At 72.4% G+C, this 21,936-nt stretch carries 22 protein-coding genes and 1 tRNA gene; 7 read left to right on the top strand and 16 right to left on the bottom strand.

All coding sequences use genetic code 11. The features are described 5' to 3' along the window. Window positions 1-15: 15 nt before the first annotated feature. Both OG570_RS17860 and OG570_RS17855 read right to left on the bottom strand, forming a co-directional pair. Complete coding sequence (locus tag OG570_RS17860) at window positions 16-975, bottom strand: AAA family ATPase (protein ID WP_326944407.1); 960 nt, start codon at window positions 973-975, stop codon at window positions 16-18. Further along, a complete protein-coding gene (locus tag OG570_RS17855) occupies window positions 972-2,819 on the bottom strand; it encodes a fibronectin type III domain-containing protein (RefSeq protein WP_326957783.1) in 1,848 nt (615 codons plus the stop codon). The genes OG570_RS17860 and OG570_RS17855 overlap by 4 nt, the downstream gene beginning before the upstream one ends. A 131-nt stretch (window positions 2,820-2,950) precedes the next feature. Here OG570_RS17855 and OG570_RS17850 point away from each other — a divergent pair, with 131 nt between their 5' ends. Next, the gene (locus tag OG570_RS17850; protein WP_326944409.1) at window positions 2,951-3,391 is read left to right on the top strand and encodes a hypothetical protein; all 441 of its coding nucleotides are present in this window, start codon (window positions 2,951-2,953) and stop codon (window positions 3,389-3,391) included. Here OG570_RS17850 and OG570_RS17845 read toward each other — a convergent pair. Continuing rightward, window positions 3,378-4,625, bottom strand: coding sequence for a sensor histidine kinase (locus OG570_RS17845; protein WP_247057808.1), 1,248 nt, complete (start codon window positions 4,623-4,625; stop codon window positions 3,378-3,380). The two genes, OG570_RS17850 and OG570_RS17845, sit on opposite strands and share 14 nt — an antisense overlap. Continuing rightward, entirely contained in the window at window positions 4,622-5,287 is a 666-nt protein-coding gene (locus tag OG570_RS17840; RefSeq protein WP_326957780.1) for a response regulator transcription factor, read from the bottom strand. The genes OG570_RS17845 and OG570_RS17840 overlap by 4 nt, the downstream gene beginning before the upstream one ends. Before the next feature lie 25 nt (window positions 5,288-5,312). Here OG570_RS17840 and OG570_RS17835 point away from each other — a divergent pair, with 25 nt between their 5' ends. The 4 genes from OG570_RS17835 (at window position 5,313) to OG570_RS17820 (ending at window position 8,850) form a co-directional block, all read left to right on the top strand. After that, the gene (locus OG570_RS17835; RefSeq protein ID WP_326957778.1) at window positions 5,313-7,007 is read left to right on the top strand and encodes an AfsR/SARP family transcriptional regulator; all 1,695 of its coding nucleotides are present in this window, start codon (window positions 5,313-5,315) and stop codon (window positions 7,005-7,007) included. Then, complete coding sequence (locus OG570_RS17830) at window positions 7,004-7,681, top strand: winged helix-turn-helix domain-containing protein (RefSeq protein WP_326957776.1); 678 nt, start codon at window positions 7,004-7,006, stop codon at window positions 7,679-7,681. Before OG570_RS17835 ends, OG570_RS17830 begins: the two co-directional genes overlap by 4 nt. Before the next feature lie 82 nt (window positions 7,682-7,763). Further along, on the top strand, window positions 7,764-8,453 hold the full coding sequence (locus OG570_RS17825) for a hypothetical protein (protein WP_326957774.1): 690 nt from the start codon (window positions 7,764-7,766) through the stop codon (window positions 8,451-8,453). A gap of 1 nt (window position 8,454) precedes the next feature. Then, window positions 8,455-8,850, top strand: a complete 396-nt coding sequence (locus OG570_RS17820) for a hypothetical protein (RefSeq protein ID WP_326957772.1) — start codon at window positions 8,455-8,457, stop codon at window positions 8,848-8,850. Window positions 8,851-8,889: 39 nt separating this feature from the next. Here OG570_RS17820 and OG570_RS17815 read toward each other — a convergent pair whose 3' ends face one another. From OG570_RS17815 to OG570_RS17805, 3 genes are all read right to left on the bottom strand, one after another. Next, window positions 8,890-10,167: a hypothetical protein gene (locus OG570_RS17815; RefSeq protein WP_326957770.1), complete on the bottom strand. Its 1,278-nt coding sequence runs from the start codon at window positions 10,165-10,167 to the stop codon at window positions 8,890-8,892. After that, window positions 10,164-10,883, bottom strand: coding sequence for a hypothetical protein (locus OG570_RS17810; RefSeq protein ID WP_326957768.1), 720 nt, complete (start codon window positions 10,881-10,883; stop codon window positions 10,164-10,166). Before OG570_RS17810 ends, OG570_RS17815 begins: the two co-directional genes overlap by 4 nt. Before the next feature lie 98 nt (window positions 10,884-10,981). Beyond that, window positions 10,982-11,539, bottom strand: coding sequence for a TetR/AcrR family transcriptional regulator (locus OG570_RS17805; protein WP_326957766.1), 558 nt, complete (start codon window positions 11,537-11,539; stop codon window positions 10,982-10,984). Window positions 11,540-11,616: 77 nt separating this feature from the next. Between OG570_RS17805 and OG570_RS17800 the strand changes: the two genes are divergently transcribed. Beyond that, window positions 11,617-12,639, top strand: a complete 1,023-nt coding sequence (locus OG570_RS17800) for an aldo/keto reductase (protein ID WP_326957764.1) — start codon at window positions 11,617-11,619, stop codon at window positions 12,637-12,639. Between the two features lie 8 nt (window positions 12,640-12,647). On the opposite strand, the gene OG570_RS17795 is transcribed toward OG570_RS17800, so the two are convergent. The 5 genes from OG570_RS17795 to OG570_RS17775 form a co-directional block, all read right to left on the bottom strand. Further along, a tRNA-Leu gene (locus tag OG570_RS17795) sits at window positions 12,648-12,721 on the bottom strand. A 93-nt stretch (window positions 12,722-12,814) separates the two neighbouring features. Further along, window positions 12,815-14,158 (bottom strand): ricin-type beta-trefoil lectin domain protein, encoded by a 1,344-nt coding sequence (locus tag OG570_RS17790; RefSeq protein WP_326957762.1) that lies wholly within the window; start codon window positions 14,156-14,158, stop codon window positions 12,815-12,817. A gap of 248 nt (window positions 14,159-14,406) precedes the next feature. After that, window positions 14,407-15,741: an NAD(P)/FAD-dependent oxidoreductase gene (locus tag OG570_RS17785; protein WP_326957760.1), complete on the bottom strand. Its 1,335-nt coding sequence runs from the start codon at window positions 15,739-15,741 to the stop codon at window positions 14,407-14,409. Window positions 15,742-15,825: 84 nt separating this feature from the next. Then, entirely contained in the window at window positions 15,826-16,509 is a 684-nt protein-coding gene (locus OG570_RS17780; RefSeq protein WP_326957758.1) for a uracil-DNA glycosylase, read from the bottom strand. Further along, the gene (locus OG570_RS17775) at window positions 16,506-17,207 is read right to left on the bottom strand and encodes an endonuclease V (protein ID WP_442788276.1); all 702 of its coding nucleotides are present in this window, start codon (window positions 17,205-17,207) and stop codon (window positions 16,506-16,508) included. Before OG570_RS17775 ends, OG570_RS17780 begins: the two co-directional genes overlap by 4 nt. On the opposite strand from OG570_RS17775, the gene OG570_RS17770 reads away from it, so the two are divergent. Next, window positions 17,206-18,699, top strand: a complete 1,494-nt coding sequence (locus tag OG570_RS17770) for a S10 family peptidase (RefSeq protein WP_326957754.1) — start codon at window positions 17,206-17,208, stop codon at window positions 18,697-18,699. The genes OG570_RS17775 and OG570_RS17770 overlap by 2 nt on opposite strands. Here OG570_RS17770 and OG570_RS17765 read toward each other — a convergent pair. The 4 genes from OG570_RS17765 to OG570_RS17750 are packed head-to-tail and all read right to left on the bottom strand — an operon-like array spanning window position 18,677 to window position 21,928. Beyond that, a complete protein-coding gene (locus tag OG570_RS17765) occupies window positions 18,677-19,525 on the bottom strand; it encodes a hypothetical protein (protein ID WP_326957752.1) in 849 nt (282 codons plus the stop codon). The two genes, OG570_RS17770 and OG570_RS17765, sit on opposite strands and share 23 nt — an antisense overlap. Beyond that, entirely contained in the window at window positions 19,522-20,325 is an 804-nt protein-coding gene (locus tag OG570_RS17760; RefSeq protein ID WP_326957750.1) for a hypothetical protein, read from the bottom strand. The genes OG570_RS17765 and OG570_RS17760 overlap by 4 nt, the downstream gene beginning before the upstream one ends. Continuing rightward, entirely contained in the window at window positions 20,322-21,140 is an 819-nt protein-coding gene (locus tag OG570_RS17755; protein WP_326957748.1) for a hypothetical protein, read from the bottom strand. Before OG570_RS17755 ends, OG570_RS17760 begins: the two co-directional genes overlap by 4 nt. Further along, window positions 21,137-21,928: a hypothetical protein gene (locus tag OG570_RS17750; protein WP_326957746.1), complete on the bottom strand. Its 792-nt coding sequence runs from the start codon at window positions 21,926-21,928 to the stop codon at window positions 21,137-21,139. The genes OG570_RS17755 and OG570_RS17750 overlap by 4 nt, the downstream gene beginning before the upstream one ends. Window positions 21,929-21,936: the final 8 nt, after the last annotated feature.

The following is a 21,936-nucleotide window of genomic DNA, read 5'->3' as shown; positions in this document are numbered from 1 at the left end:
GCGTGAGCCGCACGTTCACCGCGCGGCGACGGGCAGCGGCCCGGGTGCCGGGACGGCGTCGAGCACCTCGCGCACGATCTCGTCGGCACCACGCCGGCCCAGTTCGGCCTCGGCGGTGAGCACCAGCCGGTGCGCGAGCACCGGGATCGCGACGTCCTTGATGTCGTCCGGGGTGACGTACGCGCGGCCGGCGGTGGCCGCCAGCCCCTGCCCGGCGCGGACCAGCGCGATGCTGCCGCGCGGGCTGGCGCCGAACCGCACGGCCGGGTGACCGCGGGTGGCCGCCGCGAGGCGCGCCGCGTACTCGCACACCCCCCGGTCCACGTGGGACGCCCGGACCTCGGCGATCGCCGCCGTCACGGTCGGCAGGTCGACGACCGCGGGCAAGTCGCGCGGGCTCACCCCGGCCGCCTCGCTCATGATCACCAGGACCTCCGAGGCGAGGTCGGGGTAGCCGACGGTCAGCCGCATCAGGAACCGGTCGAGCTGGGCCTCGGGCAGCCGGTAGGTGCCCTCCATCTCGATCGGGTTCTGCGTCGCCACCACGAGGAACGGGCGCGGCACGTCGTGCCCGACGGCGTCGACGGTGACCCGCTGCTCGCTCATCACCTCCAGCAGCGCCGACTGCGTCTTCGGCGTACCGCGGTTGATCTCGTCGGCGACGACGACGTTCGCGAACACCCCGCCGGGGTGGAAGACGAAGTCCTCGTCCTTCTGCCGGTAGACCGTCACGCCGGTGATGTCGCCGGGCATCAGGTCCGGCGTGAACTGGATGCGGTGCCAGGTCCCGCCGACGCTGCGCGCGAGGCACTGCGCCAGCGTCGTCTTGCCGACGCCCGGGACGTCCTCCAGCAGCAGGTGCCCTTCGGCGAACAACGCGGCGACGGTCAGCCGGATCAGCTCCGGCTTGCCGCGCACGACCTGGCTGACGTTGTCGGCGATCGCGCGGTAGACCTCGGCGGCGCGAGTGCTCAAGACGCCCGCCAGACGAGGCGGTTGGAGCTGACCGAGCCGACCGTCACCCACACCGTGTTGCCGACGCCGTAGTAGTAGAACGCGTTCAAGGTCATGGATCCGTTTTCGTCCGTGCTCTTCGTGAGGCCTGGGTTGTCGTAACCGCTGTTGCTCGCGTTCGGCTGGACGTGGTAGCTCGTGTTGGGCTGGAACCCGGTCAGCACGACGTGCATCCACGCGCAGGAGGGGGTGTCCTCCGGCTGGTCGCAGTCTCGCTCATCACCTTGGGGACGGGTCCCGCGACTGATCTTGATCGACGGTTTCGGCGCCGCCCGCGTGAACGTCGTCGACGCCGCCGCGCCCCGCCCGGCGCTGTTCTGCGCCGCGACCTGGACGCGGTAGGTCGCGCCCGCGACCAGGCCCGGAATGGACGCGGAGCGGCCGGCCGTGTCGAGCGAGCCCGCGCCCGAGCCGTCCGTGCGGGCCCAGCTCACGTGGTACGCGGTGACGGCGGCGCCGTTCGGAGCCGCGGCCGACCAGCGGACCGCCGCGGTCGATCCGCTGACCGAGGCGGACAGCCCGCCCGGCACGCCCGGCGGCGTCGCGGGCGCGGCGACCACCGGCGGCGAGGCAGGCGGCGCGGGCGGCGCCGGTGGTGTGGTTCGCGAAGGCGGGGCCGCGGGCCGCGTCGAAGCCGGCTTCGGGGGCGCGGGCGGCCGCGGCGGATCCGGCCGCCCGGAGGACGGCGACGGAGGCGGCGGGGTCGGCGTGACCGGCGGCGGTGCGACCGGCGGCGCCTGTTTCGGCGGGTCCGCGACGACCGGGACGTCGGCGGCCGAGCCGTCCGGGTCGACGACCACGACGTGCTTGCCGGCGTCGCCGTCGATGTAGAGTCGCTGGTCCTCGCCCTTGCTGAGCCGCGGATCGCCCGGCTCGGCCGGGATCGGCGTGACGTCGCGGCCGCGGCCGTCGGCGCCGTAGGTGCGCAGCGTCCGGCCGTGCTTGTCGAGCAGCGCGACGGTGTCGCCGGTGGCGGCCGGGGTCGCGTAGTCACCCGGCGGGACGTCGACGGTGATCGGCGGGACGCCCGGCCGGTCGCGGGTCAGCGCGGCCGTGTCGACCAGGTGCAGCCGGTTGGCCGAGGGGTCGAAGATCGCGACGCGTCCCTGCGCGTCCGAGCCCGCGACGCGCGCGCCGGGCGGGACGTCGACGCCGAGCGCGACGGCCGGTTCGAGACCGCCGGGACCGACCGCGCTGAACGTGCCGGCCGTGGTGTCGACGAAGACCGGCTTTTCCCCCACCAGGGTGAGGGCGCCGGCGTGCCCGGGCGGCGCCGCGGCGGGGCAGGCGAGCTGGTCGGCGGCCTTCGGCAGGTCGCAGACCGAGCCGGTGTCGACGCGGTTGACCCACACCGTGCCGTCCTTCGCGGCCACCGGATCGCCGAGCTTCCCGCCCGCGGGGACGACGGTCATGGTGTCACCGAGCCGCACGACGCTGCCGGCGTCGCGGAAGACGAGGTAGGGCCCGCCGTCGGTTTCGAGCAGCACCGGGTGTTCCCCGGTGACCGGGAGCGGGGTGCTGCCGGTCACCGCGAGGTCGGATTTGCCGAACTGCGTCGCCTGCGACGGCCCGACGACGTACCCGCTGGAATCCCCTTGCACCACGGAATCCCCCGGTGCGAGGCCGGGCACCGCGGCCTTCGCGTCGACGCTGCGCGAAGCGCCGTTGACGTGCAGCACGAGCCCGAGCCCGGGGTTGACCACCCAGTGCCCGGACGGCGAAAACGACAGACCGGAGGTCGGGCTCACGGCTCCCGTGAGCGCCAGCGTCACCACCGCGACCCCGCCGATCGCGACCAGCGCCACGGGCAGTCTCGACCGCAAACCACGGCCGGCCCCCCGCGGCGCGCCACCCTTCACGCCACTTCCCTGCACCCGCTCAGCGTAAGCCATCGGATACAGTCCTGGTCCATTCCGCGTACACCGAGGGGGTCCGGATGGCGGCGAACCGGCCGGTCACGGCGGTGGCCGGGCTGCTGGCCGTGCCGGTGCTGACCGGGCTGCTGACCTTCGCGCTCGCCCGCGCCGCCGAGGACCCGGTGCTGCCCGCGGCCGCGCCGGACGGCCCGCTGACGGTCGTCGGCTCGGTGACGCTGGAGCCGGCCACGCCCGCCGCCGGGCAGCCGGTCACCGCCCGCGTGCGCGTCGCGGGCGATCGCTCGGTCCGGCTGCGGACGCTCGTGGTGAAGGTCCGCGACGACCGCGGCGCGTTCCACGACTTCCCGGCCCGCCCGGACTTCCCGCTGACGCCGTCGGCGGCCGATTTTGTGGTCACGACGGCGTTTCCGGCGCCCGGCCGCTACTTCGCCTACCTGGCCTACGACACCGGCGACGGCCCGCTGAGCCTGCCGCCGTGGGCGCCGTTCACGGTGCGCTGAGCGGCAGCACCAGCTCGAAGATCGCGCCGCCCTGTTCGGCGTTGTAGACGCGCAGCTCGCCGCCGTGGGCCTGGGCGACCCACCGCACGATCGACAGCCCGAGCCCGCTCGACGAGCCCTCGCCGGTGAACTGCTCGAACGCCGCTTCCGCGCGGGCCGCGTCGACGCCGGGGCCGTGGTCGGCGACGGTGACCCGGCCGCCGGCCACGGTGATGTGCACGACCGCCCGCGCGCCGGGCTCGTGGCCGTAGCGCAGGGCGTTGTCGAGCAGGTTCGCGATGGCCCGCTGCACGAGGACCGGGTCGGCGTCGATCTCGGTGGGGGCCGCGGTGAGCGTGACTTCGCCGCCCTCGGCCGGGGTTTCGCGGACGACGCCGGCGACGAGCTCGTCGAGCCGGACGCGCCGGACGGCGAGCTGGTCGGCGCCCGCCGACAGCCGGGCGCGGACGAGCAGGCCGTCGATGATCTCGCCCATCCGCCCGGCCAGCCGCACGGTGCGCGGCAGCAGGTCGGCGCTGTGCGCGGGGTTGCGCAACGCCGTCTCGGCCAGCGCGCGCAGCGCCGCGACCGGCGTCCGCAGGTCGTGCGCGGTCTCGGCGATGAGGATTTCCTGCTGCGCCAGGGCTTTCGTGGCCGGCCGCAACGCCCGCCCGGCGATCAGGTACCCCGCGACCCCGGCGACGCCGACGAGCAGCACGCACCCGCCGATCAGCAGCAGCACGCGCTCGTCGTGCGCGTCGGCCGATTCCTGGGCGTCAAGGGTGGCCACGACCGCGCCGACGTACCGGCCGCCCGGCTCGAGGAACGGCTGCGCGCACACCCGGACCAGCCCGTCGCCGCCCTGGACCGTGCCGCTCAGCAGCGTGCCGGACTCGGTGGCCTGGCGCGCGAGCCCGGTCAGCGTCGCGTTGTCGACCGCGACGCAGGTGCGGGCCGACTGGTAGCCGGTGAACCGGACGTCGGCGCCGGGCAGCACGGCGAACTGCGGGCAGCCGGCGTTCATCGGGTCGCGCGCGACGTCGGCGGTGACGATCGCGCCGTCGTAGTGGATCAGCCGGGTGACGGTCGAGGTGACGCGCTGGAGCTGGGCGTCCAGGGCGAGGTCGCGGCTGCGGCCGTCGTCGCGGACCAGCAGCCAGCAGTAGAGGATCAAGCCGACCGCGTTGAGGCCGGTGAACAGCCAGACGAGCAGCCAGCGCAGGCGGCGCAGCCGGGCCGCGGACGTCGCGCTCACGCCGGCGCCCCGAGCCGGTAGCCGAGCCCGCGGACGGCGTGCACGAGGTCCGGCTCGCCGAGCTTGCGGCGGATCCGGCGGATGACGACGTCGACGACGTTGGACATCGGGTCGGCCGCGGTGTCCCAGCAGTGTTCGACCAGGTCGGCGCGGGCGACGGCCCGGCCGGGCCGCGAGATCAGGAACTCCAGGACGGCGAACTCGCGGGCGCTCAACGCCAGCGTCGTGCCGCCGCGGCGAGCTTCGTGGCGGGCGGTGTCGACCTCGAGGTCGGCCACCCGCAGCAGCGGCGGCCGGGTGGCCGGACGGCGGCAGAGCGCGTGCACCCGGGCGGTCAGCTCGGCGACCGCGAACGGCTTGCCGAGGTAGTCGTCGGCGCCGCTCTCGAACCCGGCGACGCGGTCCGCGACCCCGGCGTGGCCGGTCAGGAACAGCACCGGGACCGTCCAGCCGGTTCGCCGTCGCTCGGCGACGTAGCCGAGCGAATCGCCGTCGGGCAGCTTGCGGTCGAACACCGCGCAGTCGTAGGCGTCGCGGGCGAACGCCGTGTCGGCGCTCGCGACGTCGCCGGCCTCGTCGACGTCGAACCCGGCCGCCCGCAGCTCGACCGCGACGGCCGTGCGCAGGTCCTCGTCGTCCTCCACCACCAGCACCCGGCTCACCGGCCGATCATGTCATCGAAACCTCATGCGGGCCGCGGCACGGTGGTGGCACAACGGGCCGGACGGCCCGGACCGCGAGGGGGAAACGGTGCTCTTCCAGGTGCTGGGGCCGGTGACGGCGCGTGGCCGCGACGGCGCGGCGCTCGAGCTCGGGCCGGGCAAGCCGGTCACCGTGCTGGCGACGCTGCTGCGGCACGCGGGCGCCTGGGTGAGCGTCGACGAGCTGGTGGACGCGACCTGGGCGGACCGCCGCCCGCCCGCGTCGGCCGAGGCCAACCTCAAGACCTACATCTGGCGCCTGCGGCGGGTCTTGCCGGCGCCGGGCGACGGCGGGCGCATCGAGCACCGGCCCGGTGCCTACCGGATCCGCGTCGAGCCCGGGGAGCTCGACGCGGACCTGGCCGCCGACCTGGCCGCGCGGGCGGGAGCCGCGCTGGCCGAGGGGGAGCACGAGACCGCCGCCGCGCTGGCGGGACGGGGGCTCGCGCTGTGGCGCGGGCGGCCGTTCGAGGGGGTGGCCGGGAAGCCGCCGGCCGCGGCGGCGGTCCGGCTCGGCGAGCTGCGCTGGGAGCTGCGGGAGCTGCTGGCCCGCGCCCGGCAAGCGGTCGGGCGCGCGGGTGAAGCCGTTGTGCTGCTTCGGGAACTGGTCACCGAGGACCCGCTGCGCGAAGGCGCGTGGACACTCCTGGTCGACGCGCTCACGGCGGCCGGCCGCCGGGGTGAAGCGCTGTCCGCGTACTGCGACGCGCGGCGGGTGCTGGCCGCGGAACTCGGCGTCGAGCCCGGCGCCGGCCTCGCCGCGGCCTACCGGCGGGCGCTGTCCGGGCCCGCTCCGGCGCGGCGCGAACTCCCCCGGGACGTCCCCGGCTTCACCGGCCGCGACGCCGAACTCGCGCTGCTGCGGGACGCGCCCGAGCCGGTCGTGCTGCTCGAAGGGATGCCGGGGGTGGGGAAATCCGCGCTGGCCGTGCGGCTCGCGCACGAGCTGGCCGAGCGGTTCCCGGACGGCCAGTTCCACGTCGAGCTGGGTGCCGACGGCGATCCCGGCGCGGTGCTCGCCCGGCTGCTGCGCGCGATCGGCGTCGACGCTCTTCCCGCTGACCTGGGCGAACGCGCGGCGCTCTGGCGGTCCGAGATCGCCGGCCGCCGGATCCTGCTGGTCCTCGACGACGCCGTCAGCGCGCGCCAGATCGCGCCGCTGCTGCCGGGCGCGGGCCCGGCCCGGACGCTGATCACGACCCGCGACGGCGGCTGGCACGTCCCCGGCGCGCGTCGGCTGACCCTGGCACCGCTGGACGACGAAGCCGCCGCGGCCCTGGTCCGCGCGTGCGCGGGCGACGACCGACCGTTGGGCGAACTGCTCGCCTTCTGTGGCGGGCTACCGGATCTGCTGCGCGCGGCCGGCGACCGGCTCGCCGCGCGGCCGCACTGGCGGATCGCCGACGTCGTCGCGTGGCTCGCGGCGGAGGTCGCCCCGGCCCGGCTCGACGCGTCCTTGCAGCGGCTCGCCCCGGCCGAGCGGACGGCGTTCCGCGCGTTCGCCGGGCTGCCGCGCGAGGTCGGCGTCCCGCTGGTCGCGCGGCGGCTGCGGGTGGGCCAAGCCGAGGCGCGGCGGCTGCTGGAACGGCTGGTCGACGTCCACCTGCTCACCGCGCCCGGCCCCGGGCGGTACCGGGCGCGGGTTTCCCGGCCGGGTGACCAAGGGGTGCACGTGGCATGACCCGGCTAGGCTCGGTGCCCGTGCGGGTACTGGTCACCGAGGACGACGAGGACATCCGCCTCGCCGTCGAGCTGGCGTTGCGCGACGCCGGGTTCGCCGTCGACACGGCGCCCGACCTGGCGACCGCGGACGAAGCGTTGTTCGTCAATTCCTACGACTGCGCGGTGTTCGACCGGAAACTGCCGGACGGTGATTCCCTCGGTTTTGTCCGGGGCCACCGGAAATCCGGCTGGACGGTTCCCGTGCTGTTCTTGACCGGGCACGACAGCGTCGCCGATCGCGTCGCCGGACTGGCCGAAGGCGACGATTACCTCGGCAAGCCGTTCGCCGTCGCCGAGCTGATCGCACGGGTGCGGAACCTGTGCCGCCGAGCCGTCGCTTCGGGACCCGAAGTCCTGCGCCACGGCGACCTTTCCCTGGACGTCTCCCGGCACGAAGTCCACCGTTCCGGTGTGCTCGTTTCTTTGACGGCCAAGGAGTTCGCCGTGGTCCGGCGGTTGCTGGAGGCGGCCGGGACCACGGTCACGCGGCGCGAGCTGGAGGCGGCGGCGTGGGACGAGCTGGTCGCGCCGACGTCCAACGTGCTCGACGTCGTGATCGCGCAGTTGCGGCGCAAACTCGGGCCGCCGCCGATCGTGCGGACCGTGCGGGGAACGGGTTTCTCGCTTTCCTGATGTATTGGCACTGTATCGCGGTTGGACGGCGATCGCGCACCATTTCCGGGTAGGACTTTCTTCGATTCCCGGGAGCACTGTGATGAGCAAACCGAACCGGATCGGCCGGGCGGCGGTGTACGGCGTCGCGGGCCTGGCGACGGCCGCGATCGGCGCCACCGCGGCGAACGCCATGGCCGCCGAGAGCGACACCGTGGCGGCTCCGCAGGCCGCGGCGGCCCAGGCCCCGATGACGCAGGCACCTGCCGTTTCGCCGCACGCGTCTCCGGCCGTGAAGACACCGGCGGTGAAGACACCGGCTGCGCACCCGGCACCGGCCGTCAAGGCTCCTGAGGTGAAGGCGCCCACGGTCAAGGCACCCGAAGCCAAGCCCGTCTCGAAGCCCGCCTCGAAGCCTGTCGTGAAGCAGGCCGCTTCGACGCACAAGGCCGCGCCGAAGGTGCACGTCGCCGCCCCGGCCGCTCACCAGGTCACCGGCGTGCGGCACCACGCGGTGAAACCCGCGACGCGGCACGCCGCTCAGCACGCGAAGGCGGCGCCGCAGAAGAAGTTCGTCGTGCGGGCCGCGACCCGGCCGAGCGTCGCCCAGGCCGAGCAGCGCGTCAAGGACCTGCAGGCCGAGCTGACGCGGGCGCGGGCCGATCTCGCGACCCTGAAGGCGGGGCAGCAGCGGGACATCGGGCCGTGCAAGACCGTCCGGAAGGTGTCGGCCGACGGGCACAGCGCGTCGACGGCTTCGGTGTGCGGCAACGGCACCGTGAAGGTGGGCTGACGTGGGCGCCACCGTCGCCGAGCGGCCGCGGCTGTCGCTCCAGTCCGCGCTGGTCCGCACCGGCCTGCTGCGGCGGCCGGTCGCGCCGCGCTACATCGTCGTGCCCGCGCAGGTCTGGCTGGGCCAGCGGGCGGCCACGCCGCAGGACGACGAACACACGTCCGACGCGGTGCCCGCGGAGGAGTACTACTACCAGCACCCGGTCCGGACGCCGATGGGCCAGGCCGCGGCGAGCACGGCCGGCGGCGTGCTGGCCGCGATCGCGGCCGGTGTCCTGCCGGGGATGCTGATCGGCGCGCCGGGCGGGATCGTCGCCGGCGTCGCGGCCGGGCTGTTCGGCGGGCTGATGGGCCGCGAACTGGCCGGCGAGCTGTACGAACGCCGTCACGAAGCCTGAGGGGGGCGGGTGCCGATCGGCACCCGCCCCGGTTGTTCCTCAGCCCGCGACAGCGGAGACGAAGTCCTTGAAGACGTCGCTGGTGAGCACGCCGTCCTCGATGGCCTGCGGGTCGACCTCCATGTCGAGGCCCAGCGAGCCGCCGACCAGCGGTGAGAAGCCGGCCTTGACGTGCACGCGGTACTTCCCGTCCTCACCCTTGCCCAGCGTGGCCTCGGCGGTGACGCCCGGGCCGATCATCAGCTCGGGCTGCGCGGACACGGTGACCGGGCCGGGGCCGCTCGACACCTCGGGCAGCTTGACGTCGAGCCCGGCCTTGGCTTCGGCTTTGGCACCGACGCCGTCCTTGCCGACCTCGACGCCGCCTTCCGCCTTGGCCGTCAGCGCGTATTCGCCGTTCTGGATCCCGCCGTCGAGGGCGGACCAGGTGCCGTGGTCGAAGTCGTAGTGCGCCTCGGCGTGGACGATCCCGCCCTTCTTGTCCGGGCCCGTCACCTCGGCCCCGCTGTCCGTACCTTGCGACTGGACCTTCACGCCGAGCTGGTCGAGCCGGTCCATCGCGTCCTGCACGTAACGGCGGAGAATGCCCTGGGTGCGCAGGCAATCCCCTTGTGTGCAGGCGGGCGTGATCGGGATCGGGTCCGCGGGGTAGGGATCGCCGGCGTTCGGCTGCGGCCACGGGTCGTCGTTGTCGTCGGCCTTGTGGCGGTAGTCGGCGGGGATGGCGTCCTGCTTGCGGACCTGCCGGTAGTCGGGCTTCTTCTGCTGCTTTTCCTGCTTGGGCTGCTTCTCTTTCTTCTGCTGCTTGTCGCGGTCCTTGTTGTTGTCGTCCTGGTTCCTGTCGTCGTCCCGGTTCTTCTTCTCGGACCGGTCCTGGTTGTCGTCGCGGTCCTTCCGATCGTCGCTGTCCCGCTGCTTCGGCTGGTCCTCGTTGTCCTGGTTCTTCTTGTTGTCGTCCTGCTGCTTGCGCGGCTTGTCCTCTTGCCCGGAGTCCTCACGCGGCTTCGGCTTCTCCGGCTTCGGCTTCGGCTGCTTGGGCGTCTGCTGCTTGGGGGCGGGATCCTTCTTCTGCGCCGGCGGTGGGTTCACCGGCTGGTTCTTGGTCTCGGCGTCGAGCTTCCGCAGCGGGCCGTCGTCGCGCAGCGCCCCGCCGGGGCCGCTGGGAACCAGCTTCCCACCCACACCCCCACCAATAATCGTGCACGCGCACGGGTTCGGCGTCGGCTTCGCCTCGGCCGCGCCCGCGCTGAGCAGCCCGAACCCGAGGGCGACGAAGCCGCCGGAAGCCGTGTAGAGCAGCGCCCGGCGTGCGCTCATCGGTGCACCACCGTCGAGGACGACCACGACGACGGCCCACTGTCCGAAGTGGACGTCGACGTCACGGACTTGTGTTCGTGGGCGGCGATCTTCTTCGCGATGGCGGGCGAGAACCCGGCCTGCTCGAGCAGCTTCTGGTCGGAGTCGCGCGTCGGCTTCGCGGGCGACTTACGGTGCTGGGTGTGGTGCTTGACGTCCGCGAGGTGCGCTTCGGCCTTGGAGAGGTGGTCCTTCGCCTGGTGCAGCGCCTGATCGGCGGCGTCGACGGCCTTCTTCGCCGCCCCGACCTCGGCGGTCGCCTGGTCGAGCGCGGACGGCGTGGCCGGCTTCGGCGGCGGCACGGGCTTCGGCAGCGCCACCGGCTTGGCGACGAGGTGCGGCAGCGAGATGTGGTTGGCCTGCCCGGGCTGCACGGTCTGATGCTTCACGACCTGCCGCTTCTGGTGGGAACCCGGCTTGGCCTGGCTGTGCTTGGCCGGAGCGTGCTTTGCGGGCTGGGCGACCTTCTGCGCGACCTTCGCGGCCGGCGCCGCGAGGGGCGCGACCTTGACGGGCGCGACGGCGGCCGGAGCGACGGCGGGCCGCCCGGTGGCCGCGGCGACCGGCGTCACGTCATCGGAGGCGAAGGCCCCGGCGGCGGTGGCCCCGACCGCGGCGGTAGCGAGCCCGGCGACGCCGTACACGGCCGCGCGGCCCACCTTGCTGGATGTTGTCATGCTGCTCTCCCCGTACGGATGACCTCGCGGAATGCGGGTTTCCGTGCAGCGTGGGCGGGGAGGATCCAGGGCGGGTACACCCGGCGTACATCGGGGTTTCAGGCGCGCCGGAGCCCGTCGACGAGCACGCCGACCATGCGCTGGTTGTACTCGATGCCCTCGCCGCGCACGGGCTGGCACAACAGCGCGATGGCGTGCATCAGGTCCTTGGCGCTGACGTCGGCGCGGATCCCGCCGGTCGCGACCGCGGCGTCGAGCAGCGCCGCGAGCACGGGTTCGAGCCGTTCCATGAAGTACCCGGGCAGGCCGTCGAAGGCCGGGTCCCCGGAGTGCAGGGCCGTTGCCAGGCCGCGTTTGGTCCCGACGAACGCGGTGTACCGGCGAAGCCACTCCACGAGCGCCACCCGCGGTTCGTGCTCGGCACTGAGCGCCGGCCCGGCGACGGCGCAGGTGTCGATCCCCCGGTGCAGCACGGCCACGACCAGGTCCGCACGCTGCGGGAAGTGCCGGTAGAGCGTCCCGACACCGACCCCGGCCAGGTCGGTGATCTCCTTCGCGGGAGCGTCCACGCCGGAGGTGGCGAAGACGTTTTTGGCGGCTTCGAGCAGGGCGTCGACGTTGCGCTGAGCATCGGCGCGCAGCTTGCGCGGTTGCATAACCGGAAAGCCTTTCCGTATAGTAGCGGAAGAGCTTTCCGCTTACGTCCCGAGACTACCCCCAGGAGCCACCCCTCATGCAGTACCGCACCCTCGGCCGCACCGGCATCAAGGTCAGCCCGTACGCGCTCGGCACCCTGATGTTCGCGACGTCGATCGGCAACCCCGACCCCGAGGACTCGATCCGCGTCATCCACAAGGCCCTGGACGCGGGCATCAACTTCGTGGACACGGCCGACGCCTACGGCGACGTAGAAGACGTAGTGGGCAAGGCCCTGAAGGGCCGCCGCGACAACGTAGTCCTGGCCACCAAGTTCAGCCGCCCGACGGGCGAAGACCCCAACCACCAGGGCACGTCAAGGCGCTGGATCATGACCGCGGTAGAGACTTCGTTGCGCCGCCTGCAGACGGACCACATAGACCTGTACCAGATCCACCGCCCCGACCCGTCGACGGACATCGAGGAAACGCTCTCGGCCCTGAACGACCTGATCCACAGCGGCAAGGTCCGCGCAATCGGCACGTCGGCCATGCCGGTATCGGACCTCATCGAGGCCCAGTGGACGGCCTCCCGCCGCAACTTCGAGCGGTTCCACACAGAGCAGCCGCCGTACTCGATCCTGAGCCGAGGAATCGAACGCGAAGTCCTCCCGACCACACAACGCCACGGAATGGGCACCCTGGTCTGGGGCCCACTGGGCCAGGGAATGCTCACAGGCCGAGTCCGCCGAGACGGCGCGAACGACCTCCGCCGAGCAGGCCTCCTTAAGCACCTGAATGACGCGCGTCGCATCGACGTCGTGGAGCAACTGATCCCCTTGGCGGCTTCGGCCGGCCTCCCGCTGACCCACCTGGCGATGGCGTTCGCAATCTCCCACCCCGGAGTGACAAGCGCAATCATCGGCCCGCGAACGATGGCCCACCTGGACGACCTGCTGGCCGGCATGGAGGTCACCCTGTCGGACGAGGTCTTGGACCGAATCGACGAGATCGTCCCGCCGGGCACGAACGTCAGCGCACTGGACCAGGACTTCGTACCGCGAGCACTGCAGGAGATCCCCCTCCGCCGACGCCCGATGAGCGAACGCTCGGCCGCCTGACCGCACAGTGCCCCCGACGGGGTTCGAACCCGCACTGGGTCGATTTTAAGTCGACTGCCTCTGCCAGTTGGGCTACGGGGGCACCGCACACTCTAGGCGATCCCCGCCCTCGCGAGCCACGAGGCCGGACGGGGGTGTCCCCGGCCGGCCTCGTGTCTACTGTGGACCTAGTGGCTCAGTTCAGCGTCCAGGACTGGTTGGCGCTGCCCGCGCACGTCCAGATCTGCAGCAAGGTGCCGTCCGCGGAGCTGGGGCCCGTGGCGTCCAGGCACTTGCCCGAGGCCGGGTTGACCAGCTGGTTGCCCGTGTGGGTCCACTGCTGGGCGCCCGTTCCGTTGCAGTCGTACAGCTGGACCTTCGCGCCGTTCGCCGTGCTTGCCGCGTTCACGTCGAGACACTTGCCCAGGGCTCGGAGCGTGCCCGAGGTCGACGTCCACTTCTGGGCCGTCGTGCCGTTGCACGTGTACAGGTCCACCGCCGTGCCGTTGGCCGAGGAGGCTCCTGCCACGTCCACGCACTTGCCGCCGTAGCCGGTGATCGTGCCGCTGCCCGCGGGCGGCGGAGTGGTCGTGCCGCCGCCGGTGATCGCGTTGAAGATCCTCGAGTACGCGTAGCCCGTCGCGCGGTCGTAGTCCTGGAGCTCCCAGAACGACAGCTCCGCGACGCCGTTCTGGGCGGCGAACGTCTCCAGCTGCTGCGCGTCGGACTGGCTGAACTGCGCGCCGTCGTCGTTGCGGCCGGCGATCGGGGTCAGGCCCATCATCGCGTAGGCCGCCGACGTCGAGATGCCGTACAGGCTCGCCAGCTGCGACGCGCTGGCGCGGGCCGCGGACAGGGCGTCGCCCAGGACCGGCTGGCCGTCGTAGAAGTCCATCACCATCAGGTTGACGACGCTGACCTTGACGCCCTTGTTCTTGGCGTCGCGCAGCAGGTCCAGCTCGTTGCCCGGAATGCCCGACGGGTCGACGGCCAGGGTGTAGTCGACCTGGACGGCGGAGTTCTGCTGCTGCAGCGCGGCCAGCGCGGAGTTGCGGCGCTGGTTCGAGCCCGTGTCGCCGAGGACGTCACCCTCGATGTCGAAGTCCAGGCGGTTCGTGCCGTAGCTGTTGACCACGTTCGCGTACGCCGCGGTCAGGCTGGCGGTGTTCGTGCAGGTCTGGGCCAGCTCGCCGCCCTCCGCGCCGCCGAACGACGGGATGACGTTGCCGCCCGCGGCCTGCAGCGCGCTGATCTGGGACTTGAACGAGCCGACGCCGGTGCCGTTCGCTTCCCAGACCGGCGTGCAGCCGGACTGCGGGGTGAGGAACGCGAGCGTGAAGAACTTGGTGCCGGTGGCGCTCATGTCGGCGGACATCTGGCCGGCGTCGGAGTCGCTGATCTGCAGGTAGGGGGCCGCGTAGTGGGCCGGGAAAGCCGGGCCGGCCGCGGCCGCGGTGCCGGGCACGCCGGCGATGACGGCGACGCTCAGCACGGCGGGCAACGCCGCGACGAGTGCCGCTCGGGTTTTGGAAAAGCGCATGAAAGCTCCTGGGACCGTGGGGACGGGCGGTGCGGAGTCGATCCGACGACCGTCGGCGAGGGGGAGGTTCGCCGACTTATTCTTCGTAGTGAAGAAAGGGATACCCGCTCGACGACCCAGTTGTCCAGACCATGTCGCTCACCGGCACACAGTCGGTCATTCCCTGGCAACTGCCCCAAAAGGCCCTTAACAGGCAGCAAAAGAGCCCCCGCCCGCCGAAGCGGACAGGGGCTCTTCCGACCGGAACGTCAGGACTTCGAGACGCGCGCGAACTCGTCCTTCGGGTTGTTGATCTGGCCCAGCGAGATGACCTCACGCCGGAACAGGCCGCCGAGGATCCAGTCGAACAGGATGCGGATCTTGCGGTTCCACGTCGGCATCGCCTTGAGGTGGTACGCGCGGTGGAACAGCCACGCCGGGAAGCCCTTGATCTTCAGGTTCAGCGCGTCGGCGACGCCCTTGTGCAGGCCCAGGCTCGCGACCGCGCCGAGGTTCTTGTGGTAGTAGTCCTTCGGCTGGCCGCCGCGGATCACCTTGATGATGTTCTTCGCCAGCAGCCTCGCCTGGCGGACCGCGTGCTGGGCGTTCGGCGGGCAGGTGGCCGTCGGGTCCTCTTCGGTGCGCGAGAGGTCCGGGATCGCCGCGTTGTCGCCCGCGGTCCAGACGTCCGGGTGGCCGATGACCTGCATGGCCGCCGTGGCCTCGAGGCGGCCGCGCTTGTCCAGCGGCAGGTCCGAGTCGGCCAGCACCGGGTTGGCCTTCACACCCGCGGTCCAGATGAGCGTGTCGGTGTCGAACTCGGTGCCGTCCGAGAGCTCGACGTGGCCGTTCTCGAACGACTTCGCCGCCGTCGACAGGTAGACCTCGATGCCGCGCTTCTCCAGCTGCTCGACCGTGTACACCCCGAGCGTCTCGCGGACCTCGGGCAGGATGCGCCCGGCGGCCTCGACGAGCACCCAGCGGACGTCGGCCGGCTCGATGTTCGGGTAGTAGTTCTCCACCGCGAAGCGGGTCATGTCCTCGAGCTCGGCCAGCGCCTCGATGCCGGCGAACCCGCCGCCGACGACGGTGAACGTCAGCAGGCGCTTGCGCAGCTCGGGGTCGAGCGTGCTGGCCGCCTCGTCGAGCTTGGTCATGATGTGGTTGCGGAGGTAGATCGCCTCGCCGATGGTCTTGAAGGCGATGCCCTGCTCGACCAGGCCCGGGATCGGCAGGATGCGGGCGACGGCGCCGAGCGCGACCACGAGGACGTCGTAGCCGAGCTGCTCGATGTGGCCGTCGGCGGCCTCGACCGTGACCGACTTCTTGTCGTTCTCGATCTTGGTGACGCGCGCGGTGAGCACGTGGCAGCGCTTCAGCACGCGGCGCAGCGGCACGACGACGTGGCGGGGCTCGATCGCGCCGGCCGCGGCCTCCGGGAGGAACGGCGCGTAGGTCATGTGGGGCTGCGGGTCAACGACGGTCACGGAGGCCTCGTTGGCCCGGAGCATCTTCTGGAGGCCGAACGCCGTGTAGAGCCCGACGTACCCACCACCGAGGACAAGGATCCGAAGCGGTTCCGACTTCGACTTCGCAGCAGCCATGAACTCATAGTCGCACCTTCACACGGACCTTGCGAGGGGACCCCATCTCGCTGTGACCAGCGTCGCTGCACCTTCCGTAACGATTCAGTCCGAGGCCGTCACCGAGGTCGCGGCGCGGAAGACGTCGGCCACCATCGTGTGGGTCAGGAGCCCGGTCTGGACATTGCGCGGCGAGACGTGATAACAGCCGAAAATCCGCAGGTCGCCGAGCTTCAGGACCGTGCCGTGGCCGAACGCGGGACGCGGCGACGGCACCGGCCAGCCCGCCGCGGCGAGCACGGGCAGCAACGCTTGCCAGCCGAACGCGCCGAGCACCACGATCGAGCGCAGTGTCGGACGTAACAGCGTCAGCTCCTCCGCGAGCCACGATCGGCACGTGTCGCGCTCGGCCGGCGTCGGCTTGTTCTCCGGCGGCGCGCAGCGCACCGGCGCGACGAGCCGCGTGCCGTACAGCTCGAGGCCGTCGCCGATCGCCGTCGACGTCGGCTGCGACGCGAGCCCGACCTCGTGCAGCACCCGGAACAGGAAGTCACCCGACGGGTCGCCGGTGAACATCCGGCCGGTGCGGTTCGCGCCGTGCGCCGACGGCGCCAGCCCGACCACGGCGAGCTTGGCGTCCGGCGGCCCGAAGCCCGGCACCGGCCGCGCCCAGTACTCCTCGCCGCGGAACGCCGCCTTCGTGCCCGCGACGCCCTCGCGCCACTCGACCAGCCGCGGGCAGGCGCGGCACTCCGAGACGGCGGCGTCGAGCTGGGCGAGCGTCCTCATCGCAGCGCCACCCGGGACAGCCGGTCGGCCTGCCGCGTCGTCTCGGGCAGCCGGTAGCGCGGCGCCAGCGCGAGCGTCAGCCGGCACGCGTGGGCCAGGTCGATCCGGTGCCCGGCCGAGACGTACACCGGCTTGACGCCGTCCTGGGTGCGCAGCACCGCGCCGACGACCTCCCCCGCGTCGACCAGCGGCGCCGACGAGCCACGCGCGTGGCTCGGCTCGTCGTGCGAGCCGACGAACCGCGTCTTGCCGACGCCGAACGCGGGCCGCCCGGTCAGCACGCCCAGGTGACACGCGAGCCCGAAGCGCCGCGGGTGGGCGAGGCCGTGGCCGTCGCAGACCAGGACGTCCGGCTCGTGGTCGAGCCGCTCGAGCGCGGCCAGCAGCGGCGGCAGCTCGCGGAAGGCGAACAGGCCCGGCTCGTACGGGAAGACGGCCTTGGCGCGGACCGTCCGCTCCTCCACCACGGTCAGCCCCGCCGTCTCCAGCGTGACGACCGCGGCGGCGATCCCGTCGCCCTCGTCGTAGGCGACGTCCAGGCCGGTCACCGTCGGCGGCAGCTCCGGGACGTCGTCGGTCAGGTCGACCTCGCCGCGCAGCCGTTCCTGCACGGCGAGCGCGTCGGCGATCGTCGTCGGCCAGTCGTCGGTGTGCACCAAGTCACCCTGCCACAGTGATCCGGCTAAGTTGGGGTCCATGGCGGACACGACCCCCGAAGAGGCTCCCGAGAAGACGACTCCGGAGATCAAGGAGCTCCCGGCCGAGCCGGCCGACGACATCGTCACGACCCAGCACACGCTCACCGTGAAGCGGAAGACGCTGTCCTACACGGCGAAGGCCGGGCGGATCGTCCTCCGCAAGGAGGTCGTGAAGGACGGCAAGTCCGAGGGGCCGAAGGCGAAGGCCGAGGTCTTCATCACCTCCTACACCCTCGACGACGCCGAACCCGGCTCGCGGCCGGTCACGTTCGCCTTCAACGGCGGGCCCGGCTCGTCGAGCATCTGGCTGCACATGGGGCTGCTCGGGCCGCGGCGCGTGCTCTCCGGTGACGTCGACAACCCGGAGCCGCCGCCGTACGGGCTGGCCGACAACCCCGAGACGCTGCTGGTGCACAGCGACCTGGTGTTCATCGACCCGGTGTCGACGGGCTACTCGCGCGCGGCCGAGGGCGGCGAGACGAAGGACTTCCACGGTTTCAAGGGCGACATCGAGTCGGTCGGCGAGGTCATCCGGCTCTGGGTGTCGCGCCACGAGCGCTGGCTGTCGCCGAAGTTCCTGGCCGGCGAGTCGTACGGCACGCTGCGCGCCGCCGGGCTGGCCGCGCACCTGCAGGACCGCCACGGGCTCTACCTCAACGGCCTGCTGCTCATCTCGTCGGTGCTCGACCTCGGCACGCTGCAGTTCAGCGAGGGCAACGACCTGCCGTACTCGCTGTACGTGCCGACGTACGCGGCGATCGCGCACTACCACGGCCTGCACGGCGAGCGCCCGCTCGACGACGTCCTCGCCGACGCCGAGGACTTCGCGGCGAAGGACCTGCCGTGGGCGCTGGCGCGCGGCGCCCGGCTGTCCACACAGGACCGGGCCGACGCCGTCGCCACGCTGGCGTCGCTGACCGGGCTCACCGAGTCCTATGTGGACCGGGTCAACCTGCGGATCGAGCACGTCCGGTTCTTCACCGAGCTGCTGCGCGACCGCGGCCTCACGGTCGGCCGGATGGACGGCCGCTTCACGACGTGGGAGCCGGACGGCGGCCGCGAGCACATGAGCGACGACCCGTCCATCTCCCGGGTGATCGGCGCGTACTCGGCGGCGTTCAACCACTACGTGCGGGCCGAGCTGGGCTACGAGAACGACCTGCCGTACGAGATCATCCACGAGGACACGTTCAAGGCGTGGTCGTACAAGGAGTTCGAGGGCCGCTCGATCTCGGTGGTCGACTCGGTGAGCGCGGCGATGCGCGCGAACCCGCACCTGAAGGTCCACGTCGCGTTCGGCCACTACGACGGCGCGACGGCGTACTTCGCGGCCGAGCACGTCTTGGCGCACCTGCAGATCCCGGAGGAGCTGCGCGACAACATCGACACGGCGTACTACCCGGCGGGGCACATGATGTACGTCCACGAGCCGACCCGGGTGCAGCAGGCGAAGGACCTCGGGAAGTTCGTCAAGAAGGCGTCGAACCGCTAGCGCGATCCGGTGGCGTCCGGTCCGGTCCGGTCCGAGCCGGGCTGGACGCCGTCGGCAGCGGCCTGCCGTAGTCGCCCGGTGGCAGCCGCCGCTGCCGGCGCCAGTGCAGGATGCCGCTGATCAGCTGGAGGACCACCACCACCGCGATGTAACCGGCCAGCCACGGCGTGATCTCCGCCGGTGGCCGGTTGCCCGGCCACAGCAGCTCCAGGATGACCGGGAAGACCGCGAACCCCGGCATCGCGAGGTAGAGCCGCTCGATGCGCAAAGCCCGGTGGACGGCCAGGGATTCCGGGGTCTCGCCGAAGTCCCTGCCGCGGAGGACGCCCGTCAGGATCCAGCCGCAGCAGAGCGCGCTCAGGACGAGCAGGCCCAGCCAGCTCACCGCGTACGTCCGAGCCGCTGTCGTGAAGTACATCGTGACGGCGAGCGCGATCCCGCCGCCGAACGCGGCCACGACCGAAACCAGGTACCAGCCGCCCAGGACCTGCCACCAGGGCTCCGCCGGGCTCCGCGACGGGACCGACGCACCGAGTTTCCGCTCGTGCCAACGGATGCCGTCCCACATCGACAGCTGGATCCCGAAGTAGATGAAGTACGCGACGTCGCTCCGGGTCGCTCCAGGCCCGAACAACAGCGAATAGCCACTGCCGATGACGCAGATGCCGACCACGATCGCGAAGTAGCGCGGCAGACCGCGGCTGTACAGCGACCGTCTGGTGGCGATCAGCGCGGTGAGCAGCGGCGTCGGGCGTCCGACGGGCTGTCCTCGCTTGGCCAGCCACTTCAACGCCGCCGACTCCTCCGCCGACGTCACCTCGATCATCGGGCCTCCCGTGGCGGCGACCAGTCCACCGGGGTGCCCGGGTCCGGGACCGGCGGCGTGCCGTAGTCGCCCGGTGGCAGCCTCCGGTACCGGCGCACGTGCCGGACGATGGCGACCACCTGCAGGAGCACCACCGCCGCGGAGTAGCCGGCCAGCCAGGACGCGAATCCCGGCGGCAGCCTTTCCTCCAGCAGGTCCATCACCAGCGGTACGACCGCCAGGATCGGCGTCACGACGTAGACCTGATCGGCGCGCAACGCCCGGGCGACGGCGAGGGATTCGGCGGTTTCGGCGAAGAGCGGACGGCGGACGGTGCCGATCAGGACCCAGCCGGTGCACAGCGCACTCAGAACGAGCAGGCCTAGCCAGCTCGCCGCGTACGTGCGGGCCGTCGGGTACATCGTGACGGCGAGCGCGATCCCGCCCCCGAACGCGACCACGAGGGACACCAGGAACCAGCCGCCGACGACCTGCCACCACGGTTCCGCCGGCTTCCGCGACGGGCCCCACGCGCGCAGGGCCCGGTCGTTGCGGCGGAAGCCGTCCCACATCGAGAGCTGCATCCCGAAGTAGAGGAAGTAGATCGGGACGCTCTCGGTCATGCCGTGGCCGAACAACAGCGAATACGCCACCCCGAAGGAACTGGCGACCACGATGTAGAGGAAGTAGCGCCACCACCGCGACGGCTGTCTGGTGGCGATCAGTGCGGTCAGCACCGGCGCCGGCCGGCCGACGCGCTGACCGTGGCCCGCCAGCCACTTCAGCGCGGCCGACTCCGTCGCCGCGGTCACCTCGATCATCGGGCCTCCTGCGGGGGTGACCAGTCGACGGGGACGTCCAGGTCCGGCAGCGGCGTGCCGTAGTGGCCCGGCGGCAGCGTCCGGGAGCGGCGCAGGTGCCGGACGTAGCCGACCACCTGCAGGACCAGCACCAGCACGACGTAGCCGGCCAGCCACGGTGTGAACGCCGCCGGCTGGTGGTTCCCCAGGAGCGGGTCCATCACCAGCGGCAGGACCGCCATCAGCGGTGACGCCGCGTAGATCGCCTCGACCCGGAGGGCCCGGGCGACGGCCAGCGATTCGGCACCGTCGGCGATGAGCGGGCGACGGAGCACGCTGACCAGGACCCAGCCGCTGACGAGCGCGCTCAGCGCGAGCAGCCCCAGCCAGCTCACGGCGTACGTCCGGGACGGCGTCGTCGCGTACATCGTGACGGCGAGCGCGATCCCGCCGCCGAACGCGACCGCGACGGACGCGAGGAACCAGCCGCCGAGGACCTGCCACCACGGTTCCGCCGGCTTCCGCGACGGGACGGACTCACGGAGTTCCCGCAAGCGGAGGTGACTGCTGTCCCGGGCGGCGAGCTGGAGCGCGAAATAGCTGAAGTAGACGGGATAGCTTTCGGTCATCCCGGGTCCGAAGAGCCGCGTGTACCCCAGCCCGCCGACGAAGACGAGCAGCACGTAGCCGATGTAGCGCGGGAACCAGCGGCCGTTGAAGGCCTGCCTCGTCGCGATCAACGCGGTCAGCACCGGCGTCGGCCGCTCGACCCGCTGCCCGCGCTTGGCCAGCCAGCGCCGGGCCGCTTCCTGCTCCGCGGCGGTCACCATGATCATCGGACCGCCACCTCGACGCCGTAGGTCCCCGCCGGCAGCATCCGGCGCCGGTACTGCCGGTAGCGGCCGACGAGCAGGGTCGCGAAGGCGAGGACGACGTAACCGACGAGCCACGGCGTGAACTCGTGCGGCTGCCGGCCCGTCGTCAGGGGGTCGAAGAGCACCGGCAGCGCGAACAGCGCGGGCAAGGTGATGTACGGGTCCTCGGCCCGCACGACGGCGTCGATCATCAGCGACGTCTCGTCCTCGGCGAGGACCGGCCGCCGGACCACGCCGGTGAGGACCACCGCCACCACGAGCGCGCCGATCGCGAGCATCCCGAGCCAGCCCACCGCCCAGACCCACGCGGACGTCGTCACGCACATCGCGACGGCCAGGAGCGCGCCGCCGCCGAAGGTGATCAGCACCGAGGCGAGGTACCAGCCGTCCAGCGACTCCCGCCACGGCGGCCGGGGCACGTCGAGCCGCCGGTCGCCCAGCAGGGCCGCGGCTCGCCGGTCCGCCCAACGCACCGGGAGCCAGACGAGCACCACTACGCCGGCGTAGGCCGCGAAGACCACGCCGCCCATGGGCGTGTGGAGCCAGAGCGCCAGGAACTGCAGGACGCCACCGGCGACCACGACCACCGCCAGCACCAGGAAGCACCACGCCCAGTACCCCGGCGGCCGCGCGGCCCGGCGCGCACCCAGCCGCAACGCGAGCAACGGCGTCGGCCGCACCACCTCGACGCCGCGTTTGGCCAGCCACAACCCGGCCGCGTCGACCTCGGCCTCCGTCGGTTCGTACACGTCTCCCC

The organism is Amycolatopsis sp. NBC_01286, from assembly GCF_035982555.1.
Classification (GTDB): Bacteria; Actinomycetota; Actinomycetes; order Mycobacteriales; family Pseudonocardiaceae; genus Amycolatopsis.
The sequence above is the reverse complement of the archived record's forward strand: the minus strand, read 5'-3'. Positions and strand labels throughout refer to the sequence as shown.